Origin of the sequence: Siccirubricoccus phaeus (genome assembly GCF_008360935.1) — a bacterium.
GTDB classification, from domain to species: Bacteria; Pseudomonadota; Alphaproteobacteria; order Acetobacterales; family Acetobacteraceae; genus Siccirubricoccus; species Siccirubricoccus phaeus.
The window spans coordinates 51,465-74,011 of the sequence record NZ_SRXO01000008.1; the positions used below are offsets into that span (position 1 = coordinate 51,465).

Annotated in this window: 21 protein-coding genes; 9 read left to right on the forward strand and 12 right to left on the reverse strand. The window is 72.3% G+C overall.

From position 1 onward, the window contains the following. Window positions 1-12: 12 nt before the first annotated feature. Window positions 13-498: a DUF305 domain-containing protein gene (locus E5N76_RS12950; RefSeq protein WP_149537726.1), complete on the reverse strand. Its 486-nt coding sequence runs from the start codon at window positions 496-498 to the stop codon at window positions 13-15. Between the two features lie 150 nt (window positions 499-648). On the opposite strand from E5N76_RS12950, the gene E5N76_RS12955 reads away from it, so the two are divergent. After that, the gene (locus tag E5N76_RS12955; RefSeq protein ID WP_187830140.1) at window positions 649-1,824 is read left to right on the forward strand and encodes an MFS transporter; all 1,176 of its coding nucleotides are present in this window, start codon (window positions 649-651) and stop codon (window positions 1,822-1,824) included. Window positions 1,825-2,138: 314 nt separating this feature from the next. On the opposite strand, the gene E5N76_RS12960 is transcribed toward E5N76_RS12955, so the two are convergent. Further along, window positions 2,139-2,624, reverse strand: coding sequence for a CarD family transcriptional regulator (locus tag E5N76_RS12960; RefSeq protein ID WP_149537728.1), 486 nt, complete (start codon window positions 2,622-2,624; stop codon window positions 2,139-2,141). 343 nt (window positions 2,625-2,967) lie between these two features. Here E5N76_RS12960 and E5N76_RS12965 point away from each other — a divergent pair, with 343 nt between their 5' ends. After that, entirely contained in the window at window positions 2,968-3,762 is a 795-nt protein-coding gene (locus E5N76_RS12965; RefSeq protein ID WP_149537729.1) for a hypothetical protein, read from the forward strand. A gap of 72 nt (window positions 3,763-3,834) precedes the next feature. Here E5N76_RS12965 and fdxA read toward each other — a convergent pair whose 3' ends face one another. Further along, window positions 3,835-4,167 carry a ferredoxin FdxA gene (gene fdxA, locus E5N76_RS12970; RefSeq protein ID WP_149537730.1) on the reverse strand — a complete coding sequence of 111 codons (333 nt, stop codon included), beginning with the start codon at window positions 4,165-4,167 and terminating at the stop codon, window positions 3,835-3,837. 367 nt (window positions 4,168-4,534) lie between these two features. Between fdxA and E5N76_RS12975 the strand changes: the two genes are divergently transcribed. The 4 genes from E5N76_RS12975 (at window position 4,535) to E5N76_RS12990 (ending at window position 10,771) form a co-directional block, all read left to right on the forward strand. Further along, window positions 4,535-5,422 carry a PhzF family phenazine biosynthesis protein gene (locus E5N76_RS12975; protein WP_149537731.1) on the forward strand — a complete coding sequence of 296 codons (888 nt, stop codon included), beginning with the start codon at window positions 4,535-4,537 and terminating at the stop codon, window positions 5,420-5,422. A 270-nt stretch (window positions 5,423-5,692) separates the two neighbouring features. After that, entirely contained in the window at window positions 5,693-7,330 is a 1,638-nt protein-coding gene (locus E5N76_RS12980; protein WP_149537732.1) for an acyl-CoA dehydrogenase family protein, read from the forward strand. A 353-nt stretch (window positions 7,331-7,683) separates the two neighbouring features. Beyond that, entirely contained in the window at window positions 7,684-8,448 is a 765-nt protein-coding gene (locus E5N76_RS12985) for a Crp/Fnr family transcriptional regulator (RefSeq protein ID WP_149537733.1), read from the forward strand. 277 nt (window positions 8,449-8,725) lie between these two features. Next, entirely contained in the window at window positions 8,726-10,771 is a 2,046-nt protein-coding gene (locus tag E5N76_RS12990) for a diguanylate cyclase domain-containing protein (protein ID WP_149537734.1), read from the forward strand. Window positions 10,772-11,117: 346 nt separating this feature from the next. Here the strand turns inward: E5N76_RS12990 and E5N76_RS31590 are convergent, their stop codons facing one another. Beyond that, entirely contained in the window at window positions 11,118-11,306 is a 189-nt protein-coding gene (locus tag E5N76_RS31590) for a succinate dehydrogenase assembly factor 4 (protein ID WP_457852678.1), read from the reverse strand. Window positions 11,307-11,562: 256 nt separating this feature from the next. On the opposite strand from E5N76_RS31590, the gene htpX reads away from it, so the two are divergent. Continuing rightward, complete coding sequence (htpX, locus tag E5N76_RS13000; RefSeq protein ID WP_149537735.1) at window positions 11,563-12,519, forward strand: zinc metalloprotease HtpX; 957 nt, start codon at window positions 11,563-11,565, stop codon at window positions 12,517-12,519. A 246-nt stretch (window positions 12,520-12,765) separates the two neighbouring features. Next, complete coding sequence (locus tag E5N76_RS13005) at window positions 12,766-13,149, forward strand: c-type cytochrome (RefSeq protein ID WP_149537736.1); 384 nt, start codon at window positions 12,766-12,768, stop codon at window positions 13,147-13,149. Window positions 13,150-13,455: 306 nt separating this feature from the next. Here E5N76_RS13005 and E5N76_RS13010 read toward each other — a convergent pair whose 3' ends face one another. From E5N76_RS13010 to E5N76_RS13025, 4 genes are all read right to left on the reverse strand, one after another. Further along, window positions 13,456-14,520 carry a ketopantoate reductase family protein gene (locus E5N76_RS13010; protein ID WP_149537737.1) on the reverse strand — a complete coding sequence of 355 codons (1,065 nt, stop codon included), beginning with the start codon at window positions 14,518-14,520 and terminating at the stop codon, window positions 13,456-13,458. Between the two features lie 44 nt (window positions 14,521-14,564). Further along, window positions 14,565-14,999 (reverse strand): hypothetical protein, encoded by a 435-nt coding sequence (locus tag E5N76_RS13015; RefSeq protein ID WP_149537738.1) that lies wholly within the window; start codon window positions 14,997-14,999, stop codon window positions 14,565-14,567. Between the two features lie 393 nt (window positions 15,000-15,392). Next, the gene (locus E5N76_RS13020; RefSeq protein WP_149537739.1) at window positions 15,393-16,145 is read right to left on the reverse strand and encodes a DUF7168 domain-containing protein; all 753 of its coding nucleotides are present in this window, start codon (window positions 16,143-16,145) and stop codon (window positions 15,393-15,395) included. Between the two features lie 81 nt (window positions 16,146-16,226). Next, window positions 16,227-17,183 (reverse strand): Bug family tripartite tricarboxylate transporter substrate binding protein, encoded by a 957-nt coding sequence (locus E5N76_RS13025; protein WP_149537740.1) that lies wholly within the window; start codon window positions 17,181-17,183, stop codon window positions 16,227-16,229. A 229-nt stretch (window positions 17,184-17,412) separates the two neighbouring features. Here E5N76_RS13025 and E5N76_RS13030 point away from each other — a divergent pair, with 229 nt between their 5' ends. Then, window positions 17,413-17,796, forward strand: coding sequence for a VOC family protein (locus E5N76_RS13030; RefSeq protein ID WP_149537741.1), 384 nt, complete (start codon window positions 17,413-17,415; stop codon window positions 17,794-17,796). A 219-nt stretch (window positions 17,797-18,015) separates the two neighbouring features. Here the strand turns inward: E5N76_RS13030 and E5N76_RS13035 are convergent, their stop codons facing one another. The 4 genes from E5N76_RS13035 to E5N76_RS13050 all read right to left on the reverse strand — a co-directional run bounded on the left by E5N76_RS13035 (window position 18,016) and on the right by E5N76_RS13050 (window position 22,335). Beyond that, window positions 18,016-18,927 carry an NAD(P)-dependent oxidoreductase gene (locus E5N76_RS13035; RefSeq protein WP_187830141.1) on the reverse strand — a complete coding sequence of 304 codons (912 nt, stop codon included), beginning with the start codon at window positions 18,925-18,927 and terminating at the stop codon, window positions 18,016-18,018. A gap of 8 nt (window positions 18,928-18,935) precedes the next feature. Next, on the reverse strand, window positions 18,936-20,165 hold the full coding sequence (locus E5N76_RS13040; protein WP_149537743.1) for an ABC transporter substrate-binding protein: 1,230 nt from the start codon (window positions 20,163-20,165) through the stop codon (window positions 18,936-18,938). A 200-nt stretch (window positions 20,166-20,365) separates the two neighbouring features. Next, entirely contained in the window at window positions 20,366-21,232 is an 867-nt protein-coding gene (motA, locus tag E5N76_RS13045; protein WP_149537744.1) for a flagellar motor stator protein MotA, read from the reverse strand. Further along, window positions 21,229-22,335 carry a flagellar motor protein MotB gene (locus E5N76_RS13050; protein ID WP_149537745.1) on the reverse strand — a complete coding sequence of 369 codons (1,107 nt, stop codon included), beginning with the start codon at window positions 22,333-22,335 and terminating at the stop codon, window positions 21,229-21,231. The genes motA and E5N76_RS13050 overlap by 4 nt, the downstream gene beginning before the upstream one ends. Between the last annotated feature and the right edge of the window lie 212 nt (window positions 22,336-22,547).

Here is a 22,547-nt window from a genome sequence, read left to right on the forward strand (position 1 = left end):
ACCTGCCGGCGCTCAGCCCGGCGGCGGCAGGCGCGGGGCATCCGCGGGCGGCGGCTGCCGCTCCAGCGACTCGATCAGGTCCCGCATCTCGCCGATCTCCCGCTGCTGCGCCGCGATGATCCGGTCGGCGAGGTCGCGCACGCGGGGATCATGGATGCGCGCCCGCTCGCTGGTCAGGATCGCGATGGAATGGTGCGGGATCATCGCCTTCATGTAGGCGACGTCATCCACCGTGGCCTGGCTGCGCACCAGGAAGAGCGCACCGGTAAAGGCCAGGGCGGCGCCGAGCAGGATGGCGAGGTTGGCCCGCCGGTTCCGGTACATCCCCCACATGAAGAGCAGCATGATGGCGGCCATGGCGGCGCCCATCACCACCGCCATCCAGCTTCGCGTCTGGCTGAAGAAGAGATGCGCGGCCGAATAGGCGTTCAGGTACATCAGGCCGAACATGACGAGGGTCGAGGTCGCGATCATCGTGCCGAAGCGGGCATAGCTCATCGGCCGGGCCTCCTGCGGGGGATGGGCGGGGAACGCCGCGCAACCCGGGAGGATGCCGGCGGGGAGCCTGGGGGAAGCGGCAGCGGCGGCATGGCAGCCCCCCCCGCCGCGGGATGGACGCCCCCGCCGCTGCGGTGCACAAAAGCGGGAATGTCCGCCCCGCACCTTCCGAACCCGAACCGGCTGATCCTGCTGCTCGGCATCACGGCCTTCGCCGGGGCGCTCAGCGTGCGGGTCACCGATCCCTTCGTCGCCATCATCGCCGAGGAATTCGCCGCACCGCCGGACCGGGTGGCGCTGCTCGCCTCCGCCTTCGCGGTGCCCTTTGCGCTGATCCAGCCGATCCTCGGGCCGATCGGCGATGCGCTGGGCAAAAGGCGGGTGATCCGGGTCTCGCTCCTCCTGCTCTCCGTGATGGCGCTGATCGCGCCCTTCTCCCCCGGCCTCGGCACGCTGATGCTGCTGCGGGCGCTGACCGGCATGGCGGCGGGCGGCATCATGCCGCTGACCCTCGCCACCATCGGCGATGCGGTGCCGCTGAAGGACCGGCAGGTGGCGCTCAGCCGGGTGCTGGTCTTCGCCATCGCCGGGCAGATCGGCGGCGGGGTGCTGGCCGGGATGCTGGCGCCGGTGCTCGGCTGGCGCGGCGTGCTGGGCCTGTGCGGCGGGGTCGCGGTGCTGGCCTCCGCGCTGCTGGCGATGATCCCCTTCGGCGGCCCGCCGGAGCCGCGCCTGCCCTTCGAGCCGGTCAGGGCCTTCGGCCGCTACCGCGCCCTGCTCGGCATGCCGGCGGCGCGGCTGCTGTTCGGCGCGGTGCTGGTGGAGGGGATCCTGATCTTCGGCACCTTCCCCTACCTGACCCTGCTGCTGGGACAGCACGGGCTGGCGGAGGCGGCGGGCGCCAGCTTCGAGGCGGGGCTGACGGTGGCCGCCTTCGGCTGCGGCGGCTTCGCCTATGCGGCGCTGGTGAAGAGCGCGCTCGGCCGGCTGGGCCAGGCGCGGATGGTGGTGCTGGGCGGGGCGATGTCGGGGGTGGCGCTGCTCGGCTTCGGCCTGGCGCCGACGGCCTGGCTCTTCGTCTCGGCCGGGCTGCTGCTCGGGGTCGGGTTCTACATGATGCATAACAGCATCCAGACCCGGGTGACGGAGGTGGCGCCGGAGGCCCGCGGCTCCGCGGTGGCGATGCACGCCTTCCACTTCTTCATCGGCCAGTCGCTGGGGCCGGTGGTGATCGGGGCGATGATCGGCGGCTTCGGCGCGCCGGTCGCGCTGGCGCTGGCCGGGGCGGGGATCGTGGCGCTGGCGTTGAAGCTGGGGCGGCGGTAGGCGGCCATCGGGCCGATGGACCGGCCTTGGCCCGGCGGCCCGGATCCTTGCCCTAGAGCGGGATCGGTTGAGCTGCGCTCACCCGCCCCCGCTCTAGCTCATTGTTCGGTCGCGTGATTCACGGTTTCGGTCGATTCGACCTCAACCGATCACGCTCTAGGCGGCCGCGGCCCCCGCTGCGAGGCAGCAGGTTCACCCGTCGGGTCGCGAACTCGAACCGGGGTCCGGAGGCCAGGTCCTGGCCCCTGGCCCCTGGCGGGGGTGCAGAGGGCAGCACCCCTGCCGGCGGGCGGGGGGCGAAACCCCCAGGGCCTCTATGCCGATTTCAAATGCGCCAGCAGCTTTTCCGTCGCCTGCGCCTTGTCGGTGCGGTCGATGGCGGCGAGCTCGGCGGCCAGGCGGTCCATCGCCTGCTCGTAGATCTGCCGCTCGGAGAAGGACTGGTCCGGCTGGCCGGCATTGCGGTGCAGGTCGCGCACCACCTCGGCGATCGCGACCGGATCGCCGGAGTTGATCTTCGCCTCATATTCCTGGGCACGGCGGGACCACATGGTGCGCTTGATGCGCGCCTTGCCCTTCAGCGTGTCCAGCGCCTCCTTGATCGCATCGGGGGCGGTGAGCTTGCGCAGGCCGGAGGACGCAGCCTTGTTGACCGGGACGCGGAGCGTCATCCGGTTCTCTTCGAAGGTGACGACGATGACCTGCAGGGAATGCCCTGCGGCGGACATGGTCTCGATTCCCTGAACGGTGCCGACCCCATGGGTCGGGTAGACGACGTGGTCGCCGGTTTTGAATTCCACGGGCTTGGCAGGCTGTCTCTGAGGAGGGAGGGGAGGCCCCTCGCGCCGGGCCGAGGCGACGGCGGCGGGGGCGGCGGAACGGCCGGCTTCGGCTGCCGCGTGTGGCAGCTTTGGCGGCGGCAGGGGGGCGGCGGCCTGCGCCTCGGCGAAGCCGGAGGGGCGGGGCGATGTGGCGGGCCTGGGCGGCTCGGCCGGCCGGGCGGCGGCAGGGGCCGGGGCAGCCGGCTTCGCGGCCGCCGGGGCTGGGGCTGCTGGGGCGGCGGCCGGCCTGGCGGCGGCGGCAGGCTTCGCCGGGGCGGCCTTGGCGGCCGATGGCGGTTCCGCCCCCGGCGCGGGGGCGGGCTTGGCTGCCGGCCTGGTGGCCGGGCCGGGCTTCGCGGCCGGCTTGGCCGCGGGTGATTTGGCAGAGGCAGAGGTCAAGACGGGAGTCTTCGGAGCAGGGGGCTTCACAGGGGCAGGCTTGGCAAGGGCGGAGGCGGTGGTGGCGGGCTTGGCGGCGAGGGCCTTCGGGGCTGCTGGCGGCACCGTGACAGGCTTCGCCTGGCCGGGCCGGGCGGCGGGCTTCGCCGCGGCGGCAGCCGGTTTGGCGCTGGCCGGCTTCGCGTTGGCCGGTTTCGCCGGCGCCGGCCTGGGGGCGGCCGGCTTCGCGGCCTGGGCCTTTGCGCCGGCCGGCTTCGGCGATGCCGGCTTGCCGGTAGCGGATTTCGGCGCCGCGGGTTTCGCGGCGGCGGCGCGGGGGACGGCAGGTTTCGCGGCAGGGCTGCGGGGCTTGGTCGGGCTGGCGCTGCGCCGGGGGGTCACCACCTGCTTGGCCTTGGCGACGGGCGGCTTGGCCTTGGTGGCGGTGCCGGAGGGGGTGCGCTTCCGCTTCCGGGTAGGGGTCTTGGCGCGGGCGGGTGCCTTCATGCCGGACAACTCTCCTGCGGCGCTGCCCGGACGCGTGGCCGACCGCGCTTCCTGCGCGCCCACCCGCTTCGGCCAGACCATGTCAGCGGCCAGAGATCCGTCCGGTGCAGGCCCGGGCCGCGCAGCGCCCCCGCCGCGCGCCCCGATTCGGGGAAAAAGCTTCGCGGCAGTGTCACAGAACGCGACGGGCCGCCGGCTCACGCCGACCTCCGCCATCAAGTTGAAAGCATAGCATTAATTTTGGGCTGAGTCACCCTCACCCCGGCAAGGCCCGCGTCACGCCCGCGCTGGGGCGGGCCCGGCCTCAGGGCTTGCCGGGGTCCGGGCTGAACAATTCCTTCTTGCCAGGCTTGCCTTTCCATTCCTCGGCATCGGCCGGCGGCTCCCCCTTGCGGGTGATGTTCGGCCATTGCGCGGCATAGGTCCGGTTCAGCTCCGCCCATTCGGTCGCGCGGTCGTCGCTGTCCGGCGCGATGGCCTCGGCGGGGCATTCCGGCTCGCACACCCCGCAATCGATGCACTCATCCGGGTGGATCACCAGCATGTTCTCGCCGACGTAGAAACAATCCACCGGACAGACCTCGACGCAGTCCATGTACTTGCACTTGATGCAATTCTCGAGAACGACATAGGTCACGGCGGCCAGGTCCTTCAGGCCCCCGCATCGGCGGCGCGGGGCGTTGTGCGACGCGACACATGGCGCGACGGCGCGCCGCTGGCAAGCCGCAAGGCGGGAAAAGCGCCCGGGGACAGGCGCTTGGCGGCGGCGTGTGGGGCGCCGGCCATGTGCTTTGCCGCTCCCTGTCCCGGGTCGTCCCCGGGGTCGTCCCCGGGGTGTCCAGCTCCGCCGGAACTGCTCCGGGCCATGGCCGGCAGGGCTGCCACGCGCCTGCCGGCGGTGCCGCCCCGGGGCGATCTGCTCTAGGCTGCCGGCCCATCCCGCGCGGGCGGGGCGCCCTTCGCCGCGGGGGGGCGTCATCGCCGCGCCAGCCCAGGGGCCGCCCATGCGCCGCTTCGCCTTCCTCACCTTGGACGTCTTCACCGACCGCCGTTTCGGCGGCAACCAGCTCGCGGTCTTCCCGGATGCGCGCGGGCTGGGCGATGCCGAGATGCAGGCCCTGGCGAATGAGTTCAACCTCAGCGAGACGACCTTCGTCCTGCCGCCGGACAACCCCGCCAACACTGCCCGGGTGCGGATCTTCAACCGCACGGCGGAGATGGATTTCGCCGGCCACCCCAATGTCGGCACCGGCTATGCGCTGGCGGAGCGGGCGGTGGGGGGCGTGCTGCGCTTCGAGGAACGCGCCGGGCTGGTGGAGGTGCGGGTGGAGCGGGATGCGGCGGGGCGGCTGCTCGGCGCCACCATCGATGCGCCGCAGAAGCTGAAGATCGGGACGGAGGTGCCGGTGGCGCTGGCCGCCGCCTGCGCCGGCATTCCGCCGGAAGGGGTGGTGACCGCCCGCCACCTGCCGGTGACGGCGAGCGATGGCGGCAACCCGAGGCTGCTGCTGGAGGTGACGGAGGCGGCGATGGCCGCGGCGGTGCCGGACCTGGCCGCTTTCCACCGCGCCGTCGCCGAGGTGCCGGCGCTGGGCGGGTGGCTTTCGCTGTACCTGTACCGCCGGGCCGGGCCGGGGCTCCGGGCGCGGATGTTCTCGCCGCTCTCCGGCACCTGGGAGGATGCGGCGACCGGCAGCGCGGCGACGCCTTTGGCCGGCTTCCTGCTGCATCTCGGCGGTGGCGAGAGCGGGGCCTGGGAGATCGCCCAGGGCGTGGAGATGGGAAGGCCCAGCCTGCTGCGTGCCAGCGCGCGGCGGAATGCGGCGGGCGAGATCTTCGCCAGCGTCGGCGGCGGCTGCGTGCCCGTGCTGCGGGGCGAGGTGGAGCTGTAGCCCGACGAACCCGAGGTCCGACTCGGGCCGGGGTCCGGGGCCGGTCCGGTCCCCCGGCGGAGGTGCGGGGTCGCGGGCACCGCCCACGACGCCCTCCTGCCGGGGTGCCAGGGGCAGCGCCCCTGGCACCCAAGGTGCTAGAGCGGCTTCACGCTGATTGTGCAGCGCGAAACCGCTCTAGCTCATGGATTGTAGAGCAGATTCACGCCCCTGGGCGATGCCGCCCTCCGGCGATCTGCTCTAAGGGATACCGAAGAACGGAGGCAACGCATGACCGCTGCACCCACCCAGGCGGAGGATCTGGTCTTCGGCCTCACCCGCCTGATTGATTTGCCCGGCCTCACCGGCGGCGCCCTGGCGGCGGAGGACATCGCCGCCATCATCGGCGAGGCGGAGCGCTTCGCCACCGGCATCCTCTGGCCCGCCTCGCAGGAGGCGGACCGCCATGGCGCCCGCTACGAGAACGGCGTGGTCCGCACCCCGCCTTCCTATAAGGCGGCCTACCAGGCCTGGGTGGAGGGCGGCTGGCAGGGCCTCGCCGCCCCGGCGGAGCTGAACGGCGTGGAGCTGGGCGGGCAGGAACTGCCGCAGGCCCTGTGGATGGCGGTTTCGGAACTAGTCACCACCGGCGACATGGCCTTCAGCCTCTGCCCCTTGCTGACCGCCGGCGCCATCGAGGCGATTGCCCGCTTCGCCTCCCCGGCCCAGCAGGCCGCCTGGCTGCCGCCTTTGGTGCGCGGCGAATGGACCGGCACCATGTGCCTCACCGAGCCCCAGGCCGGTTCCGACCTCTCCCTGGTCCGCACCAGGGCGGAGCCGGACGGCGCCGGCGGCTACCGGCTGCACGGCCAGAAGATCTTCATCACCTGGGGCGAGCACGACCTGACCGAGGATACGCTGCACTTGGTGCTGGCCCGGCTGCCGGATGCGCCGCCCGGCACCCGCGGCATCAGCCTGTTCGCCGCGCCGAAGCGGCTGCCCGATGGCCGCCGCAACGCGTTGCGCTGCGGCGGCATCGAGAAGAAGCTCGGCATCCACGCCTCCCCCACCTGCGTGATGCTGTTCGAGGGGGCGGAGGCGGAGCTGGTGGGCGCGCCGCATCGCGGCCTGCACGCCATGTTCGCGATGATGAACGCCGCCCGGCTCGGCGTCGGCGTGGAGGGCGTGGCGCAGGGCGCCCGCGCCTTGGCCCTGGCGGAGACCTATGCGGCGCAGCGCATCCAGGGTGGCAAGCCCATCGACCGCCACCCGGATGTGGCGCGCATGCTGGCGGAGATCCGCGCCATCACCCTCGCCGGGCGGCTGCTGGCGCTGGAGGCGGGGGCGGCGCTGGACCGCGCCCGGCGGCTGGGCGAGAGCGAGGCGCGGGTGGCGCTGCTGACGCCGATCGTGAAGGGCTGGTGCACGGACCGCGGCGTGGAATGCGCCTCGCTCGGCATCCAGGTGCATGGCGGGATGGGCTTCGTCGAGGAGACCGGCGCCGCCCAGGTGCTGCGGGATGCGCGGATCGCCCCGATCTATGAGGGGACCAACGGCATCCAGGCGCTGGATCTGGTGGGGCGGAAGGTGCAGCGCGATGGCGGGGCGGAGATGCGCGCCCTGCTGGCCGAAGTGAAGGCGGCCGATCCGCGCCTGGCCGAGTCGGTGGCGGGGCTGGAGCGCGCCACCGCCTGGCTGCTGGAGCGCGGGGTGCGGGAGCCGGCGGCGGCGGAGGCGGCGGCGACCGCCTATCTGGAGGCCTGCGGCTGGACCCTGGGCGGCTGGATGCTGGCCCGGGCTGCGGCGGCGGAGCCGCGCTACGCCCCCATCGCCGGCTTCTACCTGGCCCGGCTGTTGCCGCGGGCGGCGGCGCGGGTGGCGGAGATCGAGGCGGCGGACGCGCTGCTGGCGCTGCTGCCCACGGGCTGAGTTTCCACAGCACAGGGACCTGTTCCCGCCTCGCTCCGTCCTGGCCGGCGCGAGGCTCGGCTCGGCCCCGGGGCAGGCGCACCAGCGCGCGTGCCCATGACATGCGACTTGCCGCAAGACGTGCGACGAGACGCCTGGCCGGGCATTTGCACGCAATCCCTAAGGCAGATATTCCTCTTTCGGTTGCAATCTGCATTCCGCGACGTGCTGGCTGCGACGGAGATGACGGAAAGAGCGGCCCGAAAGGGCTGGACAGGAAGTTGTGGCGATTGCGAATCGGTCGCAGTTTCCCCCATGGCAGGCCCGGTGATCTCTGATATCAACTGTTCGCGATACGACTTCGGAGGTCCTCGGTGGCGTCATCGAGTGCGGAAGACGAGGGCGGGATCCGGTCCTGGGCGGTTCGGCGTTCCGGCAACCGCCTGCTGGACCGCCTGCCCCTGGCGGACCTGGAATTGCTGCAGACGCAATTCGTGCCGGTCATCCTCACCATGGGCAGCCAGCTCGAATTCGGCGACCGCGCCACCTCCTTCGCGGTGTTTCCCTGCGATTCCACCGTGCTGTCGCTGCAGATCGCCACGGAGGACGGGCGCGCGGTGGAAGCGCTGATGGTCGGCGCCGAAGGGGTGGTGGGACAGCCGAGCGACCTGACCGGCTTGCGCGGACTGCGCTGCCAAGTGCTGGCCGGCGGGCCGGGGCTGAAGGTGGAGGCCTCCCGCCTCGCCGCCGCGGCGGCCGCGGCGCCCAGCCTGCAGGCGCTACTGGACGGCTATCGCACCGCGCTGCTGGGCCAGGCGATGCAGGCGGCGGCCTGCGCCGCGCTGCATCAGGTGGAGGAGCGGACCTGCCGCCGGCTGCTGGAACTGCACGACCGCATCGGCCGCGCGGAATTGCCGATGACCCAGGAAGCGCTCGCCGATGCGCTGGGCGTGCGGCGCACCACCATCACCCGCATCATCGCCGGGCTGGAAGAGCGCGGGCTGGTGCAGCATCGGCGCAGCCGCGTGCTGGTGCTGGACCGGAAGGGGCTGGAAGCGGCGAGCTGTGAATGCCATGGCGCCGTGGCGGCCATGTTCGCGCGGCTGGTGCCAGGGCTTTATCCGAGCGCGGGAGGGTGAAGGACGGGGGGCTCCGCCCCCGTGCCCGGCAGGAGCGCTGCAAGGCCGACCCGCTCCTCGGGCCGATCCGACGATCCGTCTCGAGCGCATGATTCGGGACTTCGCGTCGGCAGGGCAGGCCGATATGTTTGACCGGAACTCATTTCAATTCCGCGAATTTGCCGCGCATCCGGCGACCGCGCATGGCTGAGGGCGGCTGATCGACACCGGGCTCGCGGCCTGTGGCTGGCACGCGGCGATCCCCGGGCGCGGACGAAGCTCGCCCAGGGGCGAGCCGATGGGCGCGGCCGTCGTGCGGAAGCCGCTCTGTGGCCGCTGCCACGGCGGGCCGAACGCTGGAAGGAAGGGCATGCATCCCCCGGAGTGTTCCAGTGCCGCACAGGACAGCGCCCGGCGCCCGGATGCTCAGGCGCGTTCGGATAGCCTGCGCGCCTACCTGCTGCTGGGCCTTGTGTGCCTCGCGATCTTTGCCGTGGAGGGCTGGCATGAGTGGACGCGCCGGGAGAGCCAGCTCCAGGAAGTCCAGACGGCCTCGGCGAATCTGGCCCATTCCATTCTCCAGGAGGCGGAAGGCGCCATCGCCGCGGCGGATGCGGCGCTGGTGGGAATTGTCGACCGCCTGGAAGCGGATGGTACGGGCCCGGAGGCGATGGCACGTCTCGGCGGCCTGATGGCCGCCGCTTCCGCCAACCAGCCGCAGCTACGCGGCTTCTCTGTCGATGACCGCGACGGGAAACGCCTGCTCAGCTCGGTGCCGAACCAGACGCTGAGCGTCAGCAACGCCGACCGCCCCTACTTCCAGCATCATCGCGCGGATCCCGGTCGCGGTCCGTTCCTCGGTCCGCCGGTCCGCAGCCGGCGGAACGGCGACTGGCTCCTGACGATCTCCCGGCGCGTCGAGGATCGCCAGGGGCAGTTCGCCGGCGTCGCGCTCACCTCGATCGCCTCGGCCAGCGTGGCGCAGATCTACTCCACCTTCGATGTCGGCCGGGAGGGCTCGATCACCCTGGTGCACACGAACGGCATGATCATGTCGCGCCATCCCTTCGACGATTCCGTCATCGGCCGGATCCTGCCGATGGTGCCCTCTCTGGCGGAGCGCGGGCCCGCGGGTCAATTCCGTGTCGTGTCCGCCATCGATGGCGTGTCGCGGCTGGTTGCCTACCGCCGGAGCGAGCGCTTCCCAATTCTCGTGACGGTCTCCGCCGGAACCGATGAGGCCCTGGCCGCCTGGCTCCGCGGCGCCCGGTTCCGGATGGTATCGGTCCTCGCCGTGACGGGCGTCATTCTGGTTCTCGGGCTGCGCCTGATCGCGCAATTGCGGCGGCGCCGGCAGGCGGAGCGGGTCCTGGCGCAGAGCGAGGCCCAATTCCGCATGCTGGCGGAGCATGCGAGCGACATGGTGTCGCGCGTGGGCGCAGACGGTCTGCGGCGCTATGCCTCGCCGGCCGCGAAGCGCCTGCTGGGGATGGATGCCGAGAAGCTCGTCGGGCGGCGCCCCGAGGAGAACATCCATCCGCAGGATCGGCCGGAATTCGAGGCCGCCGTCGCCTCCCTGGGCGAGGGCCAGGAGCAGGCCGGCCTGACCTACCGCGCACGGCGCGGCGACGGCGCGGAGATCTGGATCGAGTCGACCCTCCGGCTGGTGCGCGACCCGCGGACCGGCGCGCCGGATGGCTATGTCGGCATCTCGCGCGACGTGACCGTCAGCCGGGCGATGGAAGCGAAGCTGGCGGAGCTCGCCGCGACGGACGGGCTGACCGGCATCGCCAATCGCCGGCATTTCGACGATGAGCTGGTCATGGAGTGGCGCCGCGCCGCGCGGAGCAGCAAGCCGCTGGCGGTGATGCTGCTCGACGTCGATCACTTCAAGCGGTTCAACGACCTTTACGGGCATCCGGCGGGCGATGACTGCCTGCGGAGCGTGGCCTCGGCCATCGCCGCGACGATCCGCCGGCCCGGGGATCGCGCCGCCCGCTATGGCGGGGAGGAATTCGCGGCCATCCTGCCCTCGACGGACCTCGCCGGCGCCAGGGACGTCGCCGAGCGCGTCCGTGCGGCCATCCAGGCCCTGGCCATCCGCCACGAGGGAAGCGAGGCCGGTGTCGTCACGGGCAGCATCGGCGTGGCCGCGGTGGTGCCCGGAGCAAAGGCCGCGCCCGAGATTTCCGCCCTCCTCGGCACGGCCGACGCGGCGCTGTACGAGGCGAAGCGGGAGGGGCGCAACCGTGTGGCGTGCATGCCGGTGCCGGATGCGTCCGAGGCAGGCCTGGACTCCCACCCTGCATCGCCGCGCGTCCCTCCCGACAGCAAGGCCCTGTAGAACACCCGGACTTGCCGCAGGGGCCGGGGCGGCCTGCCTTCGCTGCAGGCCGGGGAAGGAGGCCGGCGTGGCCGCGCCGCCAGCCCCTGGCCCCTGCAGCACGGCCGGTTCGACGCGCTGGAACGAAGCCTGAATCGCCGCCCCCAGGCCGCCAACAGATTCTGATCGGAATCAACCGCCTGGCCCGAGTCGCACGAACGAATCGCCACCCCGCGACTCGGGAGACCGCCAACCCCCTGACCCACAAGGGTTTGTGGCTGAAGGCAGCGCGGCCTACCAGGCCGTTCCCGCTCCGATCCCGCATCCCGCCCGAGTCGCAATCGCGCCCGGCGCGTGCGTCGCTGGGTCAGAAATCCGAGACCCGGCCCTTGCGTTCCCAGTCGCCGTAGCGGGTCGGCTCCGGCCCGGTAGGGCCGCCGATTTCCTTCGCCCGCATTTCCTTCACCCGCACCGGCGGATCGCTCGGCGGGTCCCCGGCCGGTGGCAGCCTGGGGTCGCCGGGCAGCGGCACGTCCTGCCCGGGCGGGTCGTCGATCGGCGGCTCCGGCAGATCCGGCCCAGGTGGGGGCGGCGGCACCGGCGGCACCGGCGGCGGCGGCCCGGCGGGGGGCAGCGGATCGGACAGTCGGGCGGGGTGCGGCACGGCACCCCCTTGTCGAGTCTCGGTCATGCTTCTCATCTGGGGCATCGGGGCCGGCTTGGCCACCAGGCTTCAGGTTCAAGGGCTGCGCCACCCGCCCGGCCAGGGCGGGGGTGGAACAGCCACAACGCGGCTTCCGGGGGTCGGGATCATGGGCGGCTATCTGCGGACGGCGATTCTCCTGGCGGGGCTCACCGCCCTCTTTCTTGCCATCGGCTATGCGATGGGCGGGCGGCAGGGGATGGTCATCGCCTTCCTCCTCGCCTGCGGCACCAATCTCTGGGCCTGGTGGAACAGCGACCGCGTCGTGCTCTCCATGCACAATGCGGAGCCGCTGGCGCCGGAGAGCGCCCCGCGCCTCTACCGCCTGGTGCAGGGGCTGGTGCAGCGCGCCGGCCTGCCCATGCCGGCGCTCTACGTAATCCATGAGGACCAGCCCAACGCCTTCGCCACCGGCCGCAACCCGGAGAATGCCGCGGTCGCCGTCAATACCGGCCTGCTGAACCTGATGAGCGAGGAGGAGGTGGCCGGCGTGGTGGCGCATGAGCTGGCGCATATCAGGCATCGCGACACGCTGCTGATGACCATCACCGCGACGCTCGCCGGCGCCATCGGCATGCTGGCGCAATTCGGCTTCCTGTTCGGCGGCCGGCGGGAGGATGGCGGGCGCAACCCCTTCGGCCCGATCGGCGCGATCCTGCTGATGATCGTCGGGCCCATCGCCGCCATGCTGGTGCAGATGGCGATCAGCCGCGCCCGGGAATATGAGGCGGACCGGCTGGGCGCCGAGATCTGCGGCGACCCGCGCTGGCTGGCGAGCGCGCTGCAGAAGCTGGAGCGCTACAAGCAGGGCATCGTGAACCCAACGGCGGAGGCGCATCCGGCGAGCGCGCATCTGTTCATCATCAACCCGTTGTCCGGCATCCGGCTGGACAGCCTGTTCACCACCCACCCGCCGACCGAGGAGCGGGTGGCGCGGCTGCTGGCCATGGCGGCGCCGCAGGGCGGCGGTGGCCGGGGCGGTGGCGGCTGGGGTGCCGCCCCGGCGGCGCCTGTCCGCCAGCCAGGACCGTGGAGCGGCGGAGCGCGGCGCAACCCCTGGGGGTGAGGCCGGTCCCGAAGACTCCGCGGGGGGGCGCCCTGCGCGGCTTCCATTGGCCGTCCCAGGCCCCGCCCCCTGGCCCGGCTCTTTGGCCCCGCTCCTGGCCCTGGCCGTGCCGCGCGGCCCTGGCCTGGGGCGAAATCCCGTGCCGGCCCGCGGCCGGGACCCTTGCTGGGCAGGCGTCGCGGCAGCCTTGACGCAGTGCAGCATGGCGCGCATCTCCGGCGCATCGCAGCGGGAGACACCAGCCGCATGATCCGTGTCGCCAGCCTTGCCCTTGCCGTCGCCATGCTGGGCGGTTCCGCCCTGCCCGCCGCGGCGCAGGATGCCGCTGCCGGGCAGCGCGTCTTCAACCAGTGCCGTGCCTGCCACACCGTCGATGCCGGCGGGCGCAACGGCGTCGGGCCCAACCTGCACGGCATCATCGGCCGCAAGGCGGCGAGCATCGAGGGCTTCCGCTATTCCGCCGCCATGCGCGCCAAGGCCGAAGGCGGGCTGGAATGGGATGAGGAGACGCTGCGCGCCTATGTCACCAACCCGAGGGCGGTGGTGCCGGCCGGCTCCATGTCCTATCCCGGGCTGCGCAATGAGCAGCAATTGAACGACCTGCTCGCCTATCTGAAGGCGAACAGCTAGTGTCTTGTCCGCTGCGTTCGCTGATTTCCAGCGAACGCAGCGGACAAGCAGGCCACTGAGAACAAAAGCCAGTGGCCCGAGAACGAAGTCCGCGGGACTGCGGAATCGGGACGCTAGAGCGGTTTCACCTCGCCTGCGCTCGGCGAACCCGCTCTAGCCCCTTGTTCGGTCGCATTTTCCGAGTCGTCCGGCGATTCCGCCGGACTTGAAAATGCTCTAGAGCGGTTTCACCTCGTCTGCGCTCGGCCCCGCGGCGCGGCGCGCCAGCGCGTGCCGGTCGCCGCTGCCCCTGGCGACCAGCCGCCCTCAGATATTGATGCCGATGATGTTCTCCGGCCGCGCCGGCACCTCGCCCAGCTCCACCCGCTTCACGATCTCCGTCAGCGCGGCATTGGCCGGGGCGGGGAGACCAGCCTTCTTCCCCTCCGCTGCGATGAAGCCGTTGATGAAGTCGATTTCCGTCTTGCGGCCCTTCGCCATGTCCTGGGCCATGGAAGGCCGCTGCAGATCGCTGCGCTGCGCCTTGCGGCCATTCTCCACCAGCGTCGCCTCGGCGGTTTCCAGCGCCGTCAGGTCACCCTCGCCGGCGGCCGCCAGCAGCGCGGGATCCATGGCCTGGATCTTCTCCAGGCTGTAGCCCAGCGCCTGGCCGATGCGCACTGCCTCCGCCCCGATGCGCAGCGCGAAGCGGCGGATCTGCGGGTGCTGGTCGCATTGATTGCCGGAAAGCCCGGTGGCGGCGCTGGTCGGGTTGCGCATGGCGTTGACGCAAAGCTTCGACCAGCGCTCGCCCCAGAGATTGGTCGTCGCCTTCACGCTGTCGATGCCGGCGATCATGTCGCGCAGCGCCTCCAGCCGCGGGGTGATGCGGCCATGCACCTCCCCCACCGCGAAGACGATGCGCCCGCTGCCGCCGCGGCCGACGGTGCGGCGGATCTTCCCCGCCTCGTACAGATCGACCGAGATGGTCGCCGCGATCATGCTTAGCGTGCGGCCCCAGCCGACGGCGCTCGCGATCCGTTCCTCGTTGATGCAATTCTGCAGCGAGACGACGAAGCCGCCCTCCGCCAGATAGGGCGCGACGAGATGCGCGGCCCAGACCGTGTCGTAGGACTTCACGCTGACGAAGGCGATGTCGATCGGGCGGTGGCGGAAGGCGGATTGCACTTCCGTCAGATGCAGGGCCGGGACCTGTACCGTCACATTCTCCTCCGGCTCCAGCCCGGAGAGGGCGAGGCCATGGGCGCGGATCGCCTCCACATGCTCCGGCCAGGGGTCGATGAGGGTGACATCCTGGCCCAGCCGGGCGAGGTGGCCGCCGACATAGCCGCCCACCGCGCCGGCGCCGATGAAGGCAATTCTTGGCCGCATGGTCCCGTTCCTCCGCAAGAGGGGGAAGCCTAGCGCGGCCGGGCTCAGTCGAGGAAGGCGGGGCGCGGCGCCGGATCGAAGGCGAGGCCCGCTTCGCGCAGGGAGGCTTCCAGCGCCGCCCGCGGCATGCGGGCATGGCGGACCAGCAGATGCAGGTAAAGGCCGAGGAAGAGCGGCCCATGCCCGTCGCTGGCGCCCTCCACCGTGCTGCTCATGGCATGCGCCAATTCGTGCAGCAGGATCCAGGTGGGGAGTTCGGGCGGCGCCTCGATGGCGGTGCGGCTGGCGCGTGCCACGGTGCTGCGCGCCTGGCGCGGGAGGGGCCGCACCCGTGGTGGGAAGCGCAGCCCTTCGGCGGTCCAGACGTGATCGACCAGCGCCTGCAATTGCCCGAAGGGCACGCGGGAGACGTCGCGCGGCGCCACCTCCGCATCCTCCCAGGCGTAGAGCCGCCGCGCCGCCACGTCGCCGCGGCTCATCGCGCCCTGCCTCGCCGGCACATGGAACTGCCTGCGACGGTGACTGGGGCTCCGCGAAGCTTGCCTCGCAGGGTGAGGGCGAGGGCAACCATCGCCCCGGGCCATGGAGCTGGAAGGCTGGCAAGGGTTTCGCCGCGCGTCGTGCAGACGGCGCGCCGCCAGCGTGAGGTGCGGACAGCAGGCCCCCGGCGCGCCGTGCGGACAGCACACCGCCAGCGCAACCTGCGGGCAGCCCGTCCCCGGCATGATGTGCGAGCCGCGCGCCGCTGGCGTGGCGCGCGGCGCGGCTTCGCCGCCGCCTCGGTGCTCTTCAGCCCCATGGCGTTGGCTCCGGGTGCGTTCGACGGTGTCGAACGCATCATGGGGCGCGTCGGCGTGAGGTAGGGAGGGGCGTCACTTCCGCGGCAGGCTCCTGGTCCCGGCGCCCGCGCCCACCGGCCGCCCCAGCCCGACGCGCCCGCCCGCCGCCGCGCCCTTGCCATAGGCGCCGCGATCCCGAACCGTCGCCGTGCTGTACACGGTGCGCAGCCGCACGCCGAGGCCACGGAACCCCTCCTCCACCTTCTTCTCCTTGGCCAGCACCAGCGCGGTCGAAGCACTCGCCGCCGCCGGCCCCGCCGCGTCGCGCCGTGCCTCGGCCGCTGCCTCCCGCTCCGCCACCATCGCTTCCAGCCGCTTCGCGATCCGGTCGGCGAAGCCGTAGCGGAAGCTGCGCAGCCGGGTCTGCGGCGTGGCGCGGCTGCGGGCGTAATCGGCGCTGGCGCGGAACTGCCCTTCCTCCCAGGCCAGCGCGCCGCCGATGACGCGCAGCAGGTACTCCGCCATCTGCACATCCGGCTCCAGACCGAACAGCACGAAATCTGCCCGCCCATCGGTCCAGCCGCGGCATTCGCAGAAGCGCAGCAGCGCCGGATACAGCCAGCGCAGCGCCAGGCGTTGCGGCCCGGCGAAATCCAGCCGGCGCTGCACGCATTCCTCCGCGCGCAGCTCCACCTCGCTCATCGAAAGCCCATAGACCTCCAGCAGCTCCCCCACCTTGGCGGCGGCAGCCAGGGCCTCGGCCTCGGAACAGCCGCGCTCCACGGTCTTCGCGGCCAGGGCCCGGATGCGGGCTTTCACCTTGGCGAGTTCGCTCTGCTGATCCATGGGCGCTAGGTGCCGGCGGCGCCCGCCCGGGGTCAAGCCCGCCGGATGGCGGGCGCGGCGCGGCCCCGGGCCGCAGGCCGTTCAGTCCAGCGTCACCCCGGCCGCCTGCACCACCGGGCGCCACAGGGCGAATTCCGCATCCCAGAATTGCGCCAGCCCCTCCGGGTCGCTGCCCACGGCGTCGATGCCGTTCTCTGCCAGGCGCTGCGCGACCGCGGGCGAGCGCACCGCCGCCCGCAACCCCTCCGCCAGCCGCGCCACCGCCGGCGCCGGCGTGGCGGCGGGGGCGAAACAGCCGAACCAATTGAGGATGCGGTAGCCCGGCAGCCCCGCCTCCTCCGCCGTCTGCACCGCCGGCAGCGAGGGATGCCGCGCCGCGCCCGTCACCGCCAGGCCACGCAGCGCCCCGCTCGCCACATGCGGGTGCAGGGAGGCGAAGCCCTCGATGAGGACGTCCACCGTGCCGGCGATGAGGTCCGGAATCACCAGCCCCGCCCCGCGATAGGGCACATGCTCCGCCCGCCCGCCGGCGCGCATCGCCAGCAGATGCGCCGAGAGATGGTTGATGGAACCCGGCCCGGCCGAGCCATAGGTCAGCGGCCGCGGGCTTTCGCGCAGCAGCGTCAGCAGGTCCCCAAGGGTGTGCGCCGGCACATGCGGCCCCGCCACGACCAGCATGGGCATGGTGCCGATGAGGGAGACGGGCGCCAGGGCCCGCCGCGTCTCGAAGCGCAGCCCCGGCCGCAGCAGCGCATTCAGCACGGCGGAGCTGACGGTGAAGAAGCCCAACGTGTTGCCGTCCGGCGCCGCATTCACCGTGGCTTCCGTGCCGATGACCGTGCCGCCGCCGCCGCGATTCTCGATGACCACCGGCCGCCCGAGCGCTTCCCCGAGGCTCGGCGCGATCAGCCGCGCCGCGACATCCGTGGCGCCGCCCGGGGCAAAGGGCACGATGACCCGCAACGGGACAGGCTGGGCCCGCGCCGCCGGCGCGGCGAGCAGCCCGGCCAGCGTCGCGCGGCGGCTGACATGCGGCATGACGTTTCCCCGGAAACCCTGCCGCCACTCTCCCGCCCGAGCCCTGCCCCTGTCCAGCCGCCCCGCCCCGTCCTAGTCTCCTGGGTCCGAAGTCCTGCGGGCTTCGGACCCAGGACGCCAGCTCTTGTTTTCAGTGGCCTGCTTGTCCGCGCCGTTCGCTGGAAATCCGGCGCGCTTCGCGGGCAGGACACCAGGCTGCGCCCGGAGCAAAGCCAGGAGGAAACGAGCCATGCCCAAGATCCGCTTCGACCACATCCATCTGCGCAGCCCGAACCCGGAAGCGACCGCCGCCTGGTTCGCCGACACCCTGGGCGCGGAAATCCTCCGCTCCGCCCCCGGCGGCAAGCCGCGCATCGACCTGAAGCTGGGCGGCCAGGACATCTTCATCGCCGAGGCCGATGCGGCGGTGGCGGCGGCGCCCTCCTCGCCCTATCAGGGCCTCGACCATATCGGCTTGTTCGTCGAAGGGCTGGACGAGGCGGCGGCGGAGCTGAAGGCGAAGGGCGTGACCTTCACCATGGAGCCGAAGCAGGCCCGCCCCGGCGTCCGCATCTGCTTCATCCGCGGGCCGGAGAACATCTCCATCGAGCTGCTGGAGCGGACGCCGGCCTGAGCAGGGGCTTTGCCCGTTGGCGGCAGTCCCGCCAACCCCCCACCAGGGGCGCTGCCCCTGGACCCCGCCGGAGGTGGACCACCCTCCGACCTCGATGGGAGTTCTGCGGTTCAGCCTGCCGAGGCAGACCGGGGTCCGGGGCCAGGTCCTGGCCCCGGCGGGAGCGCGGAGGGCAAAGCCCTCTGCCGGGGGGGGCGGGAACAGCGCCCTCGATCGGCGCTACGCCTCGTTCCGCCGGCTCGCCACCAGCTCCGTGCCGGACCAGCCCTCGGTGATCTTCGCCAGCTCCGAGATGTCGCCCTTGGCGAGGCCGCCGGACATGGCGAGGCCATAGAGCATCTGCGCCGCCCGGCTGGTCGGCATCACCAGCCCCAGCGCCTCCGCCTCCTGCAAGGCCAGGCGCATGTCCTTCGCCATCAGCTCCATACGGAAGCCGAAATCGAAGCGGCGGGACAGCACCGGCCCCTCGGCAAAGCGCTCCGTGGCGAAGCTGCGGCCGGAGCTCTTGTTGATGACGCCGACCATCAGCTCCGGGTCCAGCCCGGCCTTGGCGCCCATGGCGAAGGCCTCGCAGGCCGCGGCCCAGGTGGCGGCGGCCAGCAGGTTGTTCACCAGCTTCAGCGTCTGGCCCAGCCCGACCTGCGGCCCGACGAAGACGGTGTTGCTGCCGATCGCCTCCAGCACCGGCCGCACCGCATCGAAGGCCGCCCGGTCGCCGGCCGCCATGACGGAGAGCGTGCCTGCCTCCGCCCCCGCCACGCCGCCCGAGACCGGCGCGTCCAGCGCCGTCACCCCGCGCGGCGCCAGGCCCTCAGCGACCGCCACAGCCACCTGTGCCCCGGTGGTGGAGAGATCGACATAGGTGCGCAGCGCCGCGCCCTCCGCCAGCCCGCCCGGGGCCAGCGCCACCTTCTGCACCACATCCGGCGTCGGCAGGCTGACCAGCACGGTCGCCGCCTCCGCCGCGACGGCGGCGGGGGAGGGGCGGGCGCTGGCGCCGGCGGACACCGCGGCGGCCACCGCCACCGGATTCACGTCATGCACCAGCACCTGATGCCCGGCGCCGAGCAGCCGGCGGACCATCGGCGCCCCCATGGCGCCGAGGCCAATGAAGCCGAGGGGGGCAGTCATCGGCGCGCTCATGGCCGCACCAGCGGGCAGCCGCCCTCGTTCAGCGGGCGGAAGGCCTGCTCGCCCGGGATGGTGGCCAGGATGCGGTAGAGATCCCAGGGGCTGGAGGAGTCCGCCGGCTTCTTCACCTCCATCAGATGCACGTCATGCACGTGCCGGCCATCCGCGCGCACCCGGCCGCCATGGGCGAAGACGTCGTCCACCGGCAGTTCCCGCATCTTCGCCGCGACCGCCATCGCCTCATCCGTGCCGGCGGCCTCGATGGCTTTCAGCCAGTGGCGCACGCCGGAATAGACGCCAGCCTGGTACTGCGTCGGCATCCGGCCCTGGTGGCGTTCGGCGAAGCGGCGGGCGAAGGCGCGGGTCTCCTCGTTCTGGTCCCAGTACCAGCCATCCACCAGGACGACGCCCTGCGCCGTCTGCAGGCCCAGCGCCTTCACATCGGTGATGTTGACGAAGAAGCCGACGAGGCGCTGGCCCTGCCGGGTGAGCCCGAACTCACCCGCCTGCTTGATCGCGTTCACGGTATCCGCGCCGCCATTGGCGAGGGCGACGACCTGCGCGCGAGAGGCTTGCGCCTGCAGCAGGAAGGAGGAGAAGTCCGGCGTGTTCAGCGGGTGGCGCGCCCGGCCGAGCACCCGGCCGCCCTCCGCGGTCACCACCGCCTCGGAGCCGCGCTCATTGGCGTAGCCGCCCTCGTAATCGACGGTCAGGTAGTACCAGCTCCGGCCGCCTTGCTGCATGACGGCGCGGGTGATGCCGGAGGACAGGGCATAGCTGTCCAGCACCCAGTGGAAGCCGACCGGCGAGCATTGCCGGCCGGTGAGTTCGGTGGTGACGGCGGAGGTGTTGATGATGATGCGGTTGCGTTCCCGCCCCACCTGCTGCACGGCCAGCGCGACGGCACTGTTCGGCATGTCGATGACCATGTCCACGCGGTCCGTGTCCACCCAGCGGCGGGCCAGGGCGGCGCCGACATCCGGCTTGTTCTGGTGGTCGCCGCCCACCACCTCGATCGGCTTGCCGAGGGCGCGGCCGCCATTGTGGTCCTCCGCCGCCATGCGCGCCGCGATGACGGAGCCGGGGCCGGCGAAATCCGCATAGGGGCCGGAGATGTCGGTGAGCACGCCGACGCGCACCACGTCATCCGAAACCTGGGCGCCGGCAACCTGGACACCGGCGGCAAGGGGCGCAAGGCACAGGGCAAGCGCGCAGGCCGCGCCGCGAAGCAGGGACATCCATTTCCTCCGTCGGTTGCGCCTTCCGGCGCTTGGCGGAAGATGCTACACCATCGCGCCCCGGATGCCAGCCCGGCCCCGCTTCGCCGGTCCGGCGCTGCCTGTTCTGGTTCCTTGCCCGGCGCTGCGTCGCCGGCCCGGCCCGGCCTGCCCTGCCTCAGCCTTCCGGCCCGCTCCGCGTTTCCTCACGCGGCCCGGCGTCAGGAAATCTGCAGCTCCTGCAGTACCGCCTCCAGCTCCTGGAAGCTCGGCATGGCATGGGTGGGCACGGTCTTGCGCCCGGCCTCCACCGCCACCTGCGGCGCATTGCCATGCAGGTGGGAGACGATGACGGCGCGGATCACCTCGTAATACAGGGCCTCCTCCTCCACCACGCCCTTCAGCCGCGCGGCCATCGGCCCCATCATGCCATAGGCGAGGAGGATGCCGAGGAAGGTGCCGACCAGCGCGCCGCCGATCATCCCGCCGAGCACCACGGGCGGCTGGTCGATGGAGGCCATGGTCTTGATGACGCCGAGCACCGCCGCGACGATGCCGAGCGCCGGCAGCGCATCCGCGATGGCCTGCATGGCATGGGAGGCGTGCAGCTCCTCATTCGTCCGCTTCTTCAGCTCCCGCGCCATGATGTCCTCGATCTGGTGCGGGTCGTCGGCATTCATGCCGACCATGCGGAGATAGTCGCAGATCATCGCGCAGGCGGTCTTGTCCGCGGCGATGCCCGGGAATTTCTGGAAGGCGGCGCTTTCCTCCGGCTTCTCGATATGCGGCTCCAGCGCCATGGCGCCCTTGGACTGCGCCAGGCGGACGAACCAGTAGAGCAGGGCGAGCAGGTCCGTGTATTCGTGCTTGTGGAATTTGCAGCCCTTCACGATCTTTCCGAAGCCGCCCAGCACATGCTTGATGTCGTGCGGGCTGTTGGACATGACGAAGGCGCCGATCGCCGCCCCGCCGATGGTGATCATCTCATGCGGCAGGGAGTGCAGGATGACGTCGAATTTGCCGCCGGCGATGACATAGCCGCCGAAGACGCAGGCGAGCAGGAAGACGAGGCCGCCGATCGTGGTCATGGGGTTCCCGGAGCCGCGGCGGAAGGTGGAGCAAGGGGCGGCGCGGCGCGCAGCAGGGTGATGGCCACGCGGCGATTGGCCGCGGCATTGGGCTGGTCGGGCAGCAGCGGGTCGCGGTCGGCATTGCCGGTGACGCTGCGCAGCCGCGCTTCGCCGATGCCGCTTTCCACCAGGATGCGGCGCACCGCATTGGCGCGCTCGGCGGAGAGTTCCCAATTGCTGCGTTCGCCGCCGCGGAAGGGGGTGGAATCGGTGTGGCCGGCAATGGCCAGGGCATTGGGCAGCCGGGCGGCGATCTGCGCCACGCGCTGGATCAGCGCCCGCGCCCGGTCGTTCGGCGTGGCGCCGCCCACCGGGAACATCGGCTGGCGGTCGGCATCGAGGAGCTGGATGCGCAGCCCCTCCGGCACCTGGTCGATGCGGAGCTGGCGGGCGAGCTCGGCCAAAGCGGGGTCGTCGCGGACGGCGGCGCGCAGCTCCTCGGCGGCCTGCTCGAAGGCGGCGGCCTCGCGCCGCGCGGCCTCGGCGCGGAATTCGGCATCGGTGATGCCGTCCGGCCGGCTGCCGCCGAGATTGCCATCCGTGGTGCCGGGGGTCTGGAGAGCGCCCTGCAGGGCGCCTTGCGGCGTGCCCATCGGCGGCGCGGCGCCGGGCGGCGCGGTGCTGGCCTGGTTGGGGCCGAGGCCGGCCTCGCCGGGGATGGGGTGGTCGGTCGGGGCGCCGGGGCCGGATTGCGGCGCCTGCTCCGCCTCCTCCTCCTCATCCAGGTCGACGCGGGCGGGGGAGGGGCCGCGCTCCACCCGCAGCAGGGTGGTGCTGCTGGACATCTCCCCGGGCGCGTTCGGCGTGGCGCCGCCGAAGGGGGCGCCGGAGCCGGTGGCGTTGCGGCCAAGGACGTTGGTGGGGGAGAAATAGTCGGCGAGGCCGCGGCGCTGCTCCTCCGAGGTGGCGTTGAGCAGCCACATCAGCAGGAAGAAGGCCATCATGGCGGTGACGAAATCGGCATAGGCCACCTTCCACGCGCCGCCATGATGCGCGTGGCCGCCTTCCTCATATTTCCGGACCACGATGGTGGCGCCGTCCCGCTTGCCTCTGCCCGCCATGTCCCGGCCATGCTCCTGCGCGGGCATCTTGCCGGGCGGGGCTTAAGAGACCGTTTGAGGCCGGCGGCGGGCCGGCGCGCCACCGGCCCACCGCCCCCGGCGCCCGGCGATGCCCGCCCCGGGGCATGCGGGCCGCTGCCGGCATGGGCAGGCTGCCCTTGGAATGGGCAGGGCGGCGGCGGGGCAGGGCCCAATCCCCCCCGGAGGGCCCC

Bases quoted from the DNA above. Each gene is read 5' to 3' on its own strand.
- E5N76_RS12950 (WP_149537726.1), bottom strand. From the start codon at position 498: ATGAGCTATGCCCGCTTCGGCACGATGATCGCGACCTCGACCCTCGTC.
- E5N76_RS12955 (WP_187830140.1), top strand. From the start codon at position 649: ATGTCCGCCCCGCACCTTCCGAACCCGAACCGGCTGATCCTGCTGCTC.
- E5N76_RS12975 (WP_149537731.1), top strand. From the start codon at position 4,535: ATGCGCCGCTTCGCCTTCCTCACCTTGGACGTCTTCACCGACCGCCGT.
- E5N76_RS12980 (WP_149537732.1), top strand. From the start codon at position 5,693: ATGACCGCTGCACCCACCCAGGCGGAGGATCTGGTCTTCGGCCTCACC.
- E5N76_RS12990 (WP_149537734.1), top strand. From the start codon at position 8,726: ATGGGCGCGGCCGTCGTGCGGAAGCCGCTCTGTGGCCGCTGCCACGGC.
- htpX (WP_149537735.1), top strand. From the start codon at position 11,563: ATGGGCGGCTATCTGCGGACGGCGATTCTCCTGGCGGGGCTCACCGCC.
- E5N76_RS13005 (WP_149537736.1), top strand. From the start codon at position 12,766: ATGATCCGTGTCGCCAGCCTTGCCCTTGCCGTCGCCATGCTGGGCGGT.
- E5N76_RS13010 (WP_149537737.1), bottom strand. From the start codon at position 14,520: ATGCGGCCAAGAATTGCCTTCATCGGCGCCGGCGCGGTGGGCGGCTAT.
- E5N76_RS13015 (WP_149537738.1), bottom strand. From the start codon at position 14,999: ATGAGCCGCGGCGACGTGGCGGCGCGGCGGCTCTACGCCTGGGAGGAT.
- E5N76_RS13020 (WP_149537739.1), bottom strand. From the start codon at position 16,145: ATGGATCAGCAGAGCGAACTCGCCAAGGTGAAAGCCCGCATCCGGGCC.
- E5N76_RS13025 (WP_149537740.1), bottom strand. From the start codon at position 17,183: ATGCCGCATGTCAGCCGCCGCGCGACGCTGGCCGGGCTGCTCGCCGCG.
- E5N76_RS13030 (WP_149537741.1), top strand. From the start codon at position 17,413: ATGCCCAAGATCCGCTTCGACCACATCCATCTGCGCAGCCCGAACCCG.
- E5N76_RS13035 (WP_187830141.1), bottom strand. From the start codon at position 18,927: ATGACTGCCCCCCTCGGCTTCATTGGCCTCGGCGCCATGGGGGCGCCG.
- E5N76_RS13040 (WP_149537743.1), bottom strand. From the start codon at position 20,165: ATGTCCCTGCTTCGCGGCGCGGCCTGCGCGCTTGCCCTGTGCCTTGCG.
- motA (WP_149537744.1), bottom strand. From the start codon at position 21,232: ATGACCACGATCGGCGGCCTCGTCTTCCTGCTCGCCTGCGTCTTCGGC.
- E5N76_RS13050 (WP_149537745.1), bottom strand. From the start codon at position 22,335: ATGGCGGGCAGAGGCAAGCGGGACGGCGCCACCATCGTGGTCCGGAAA.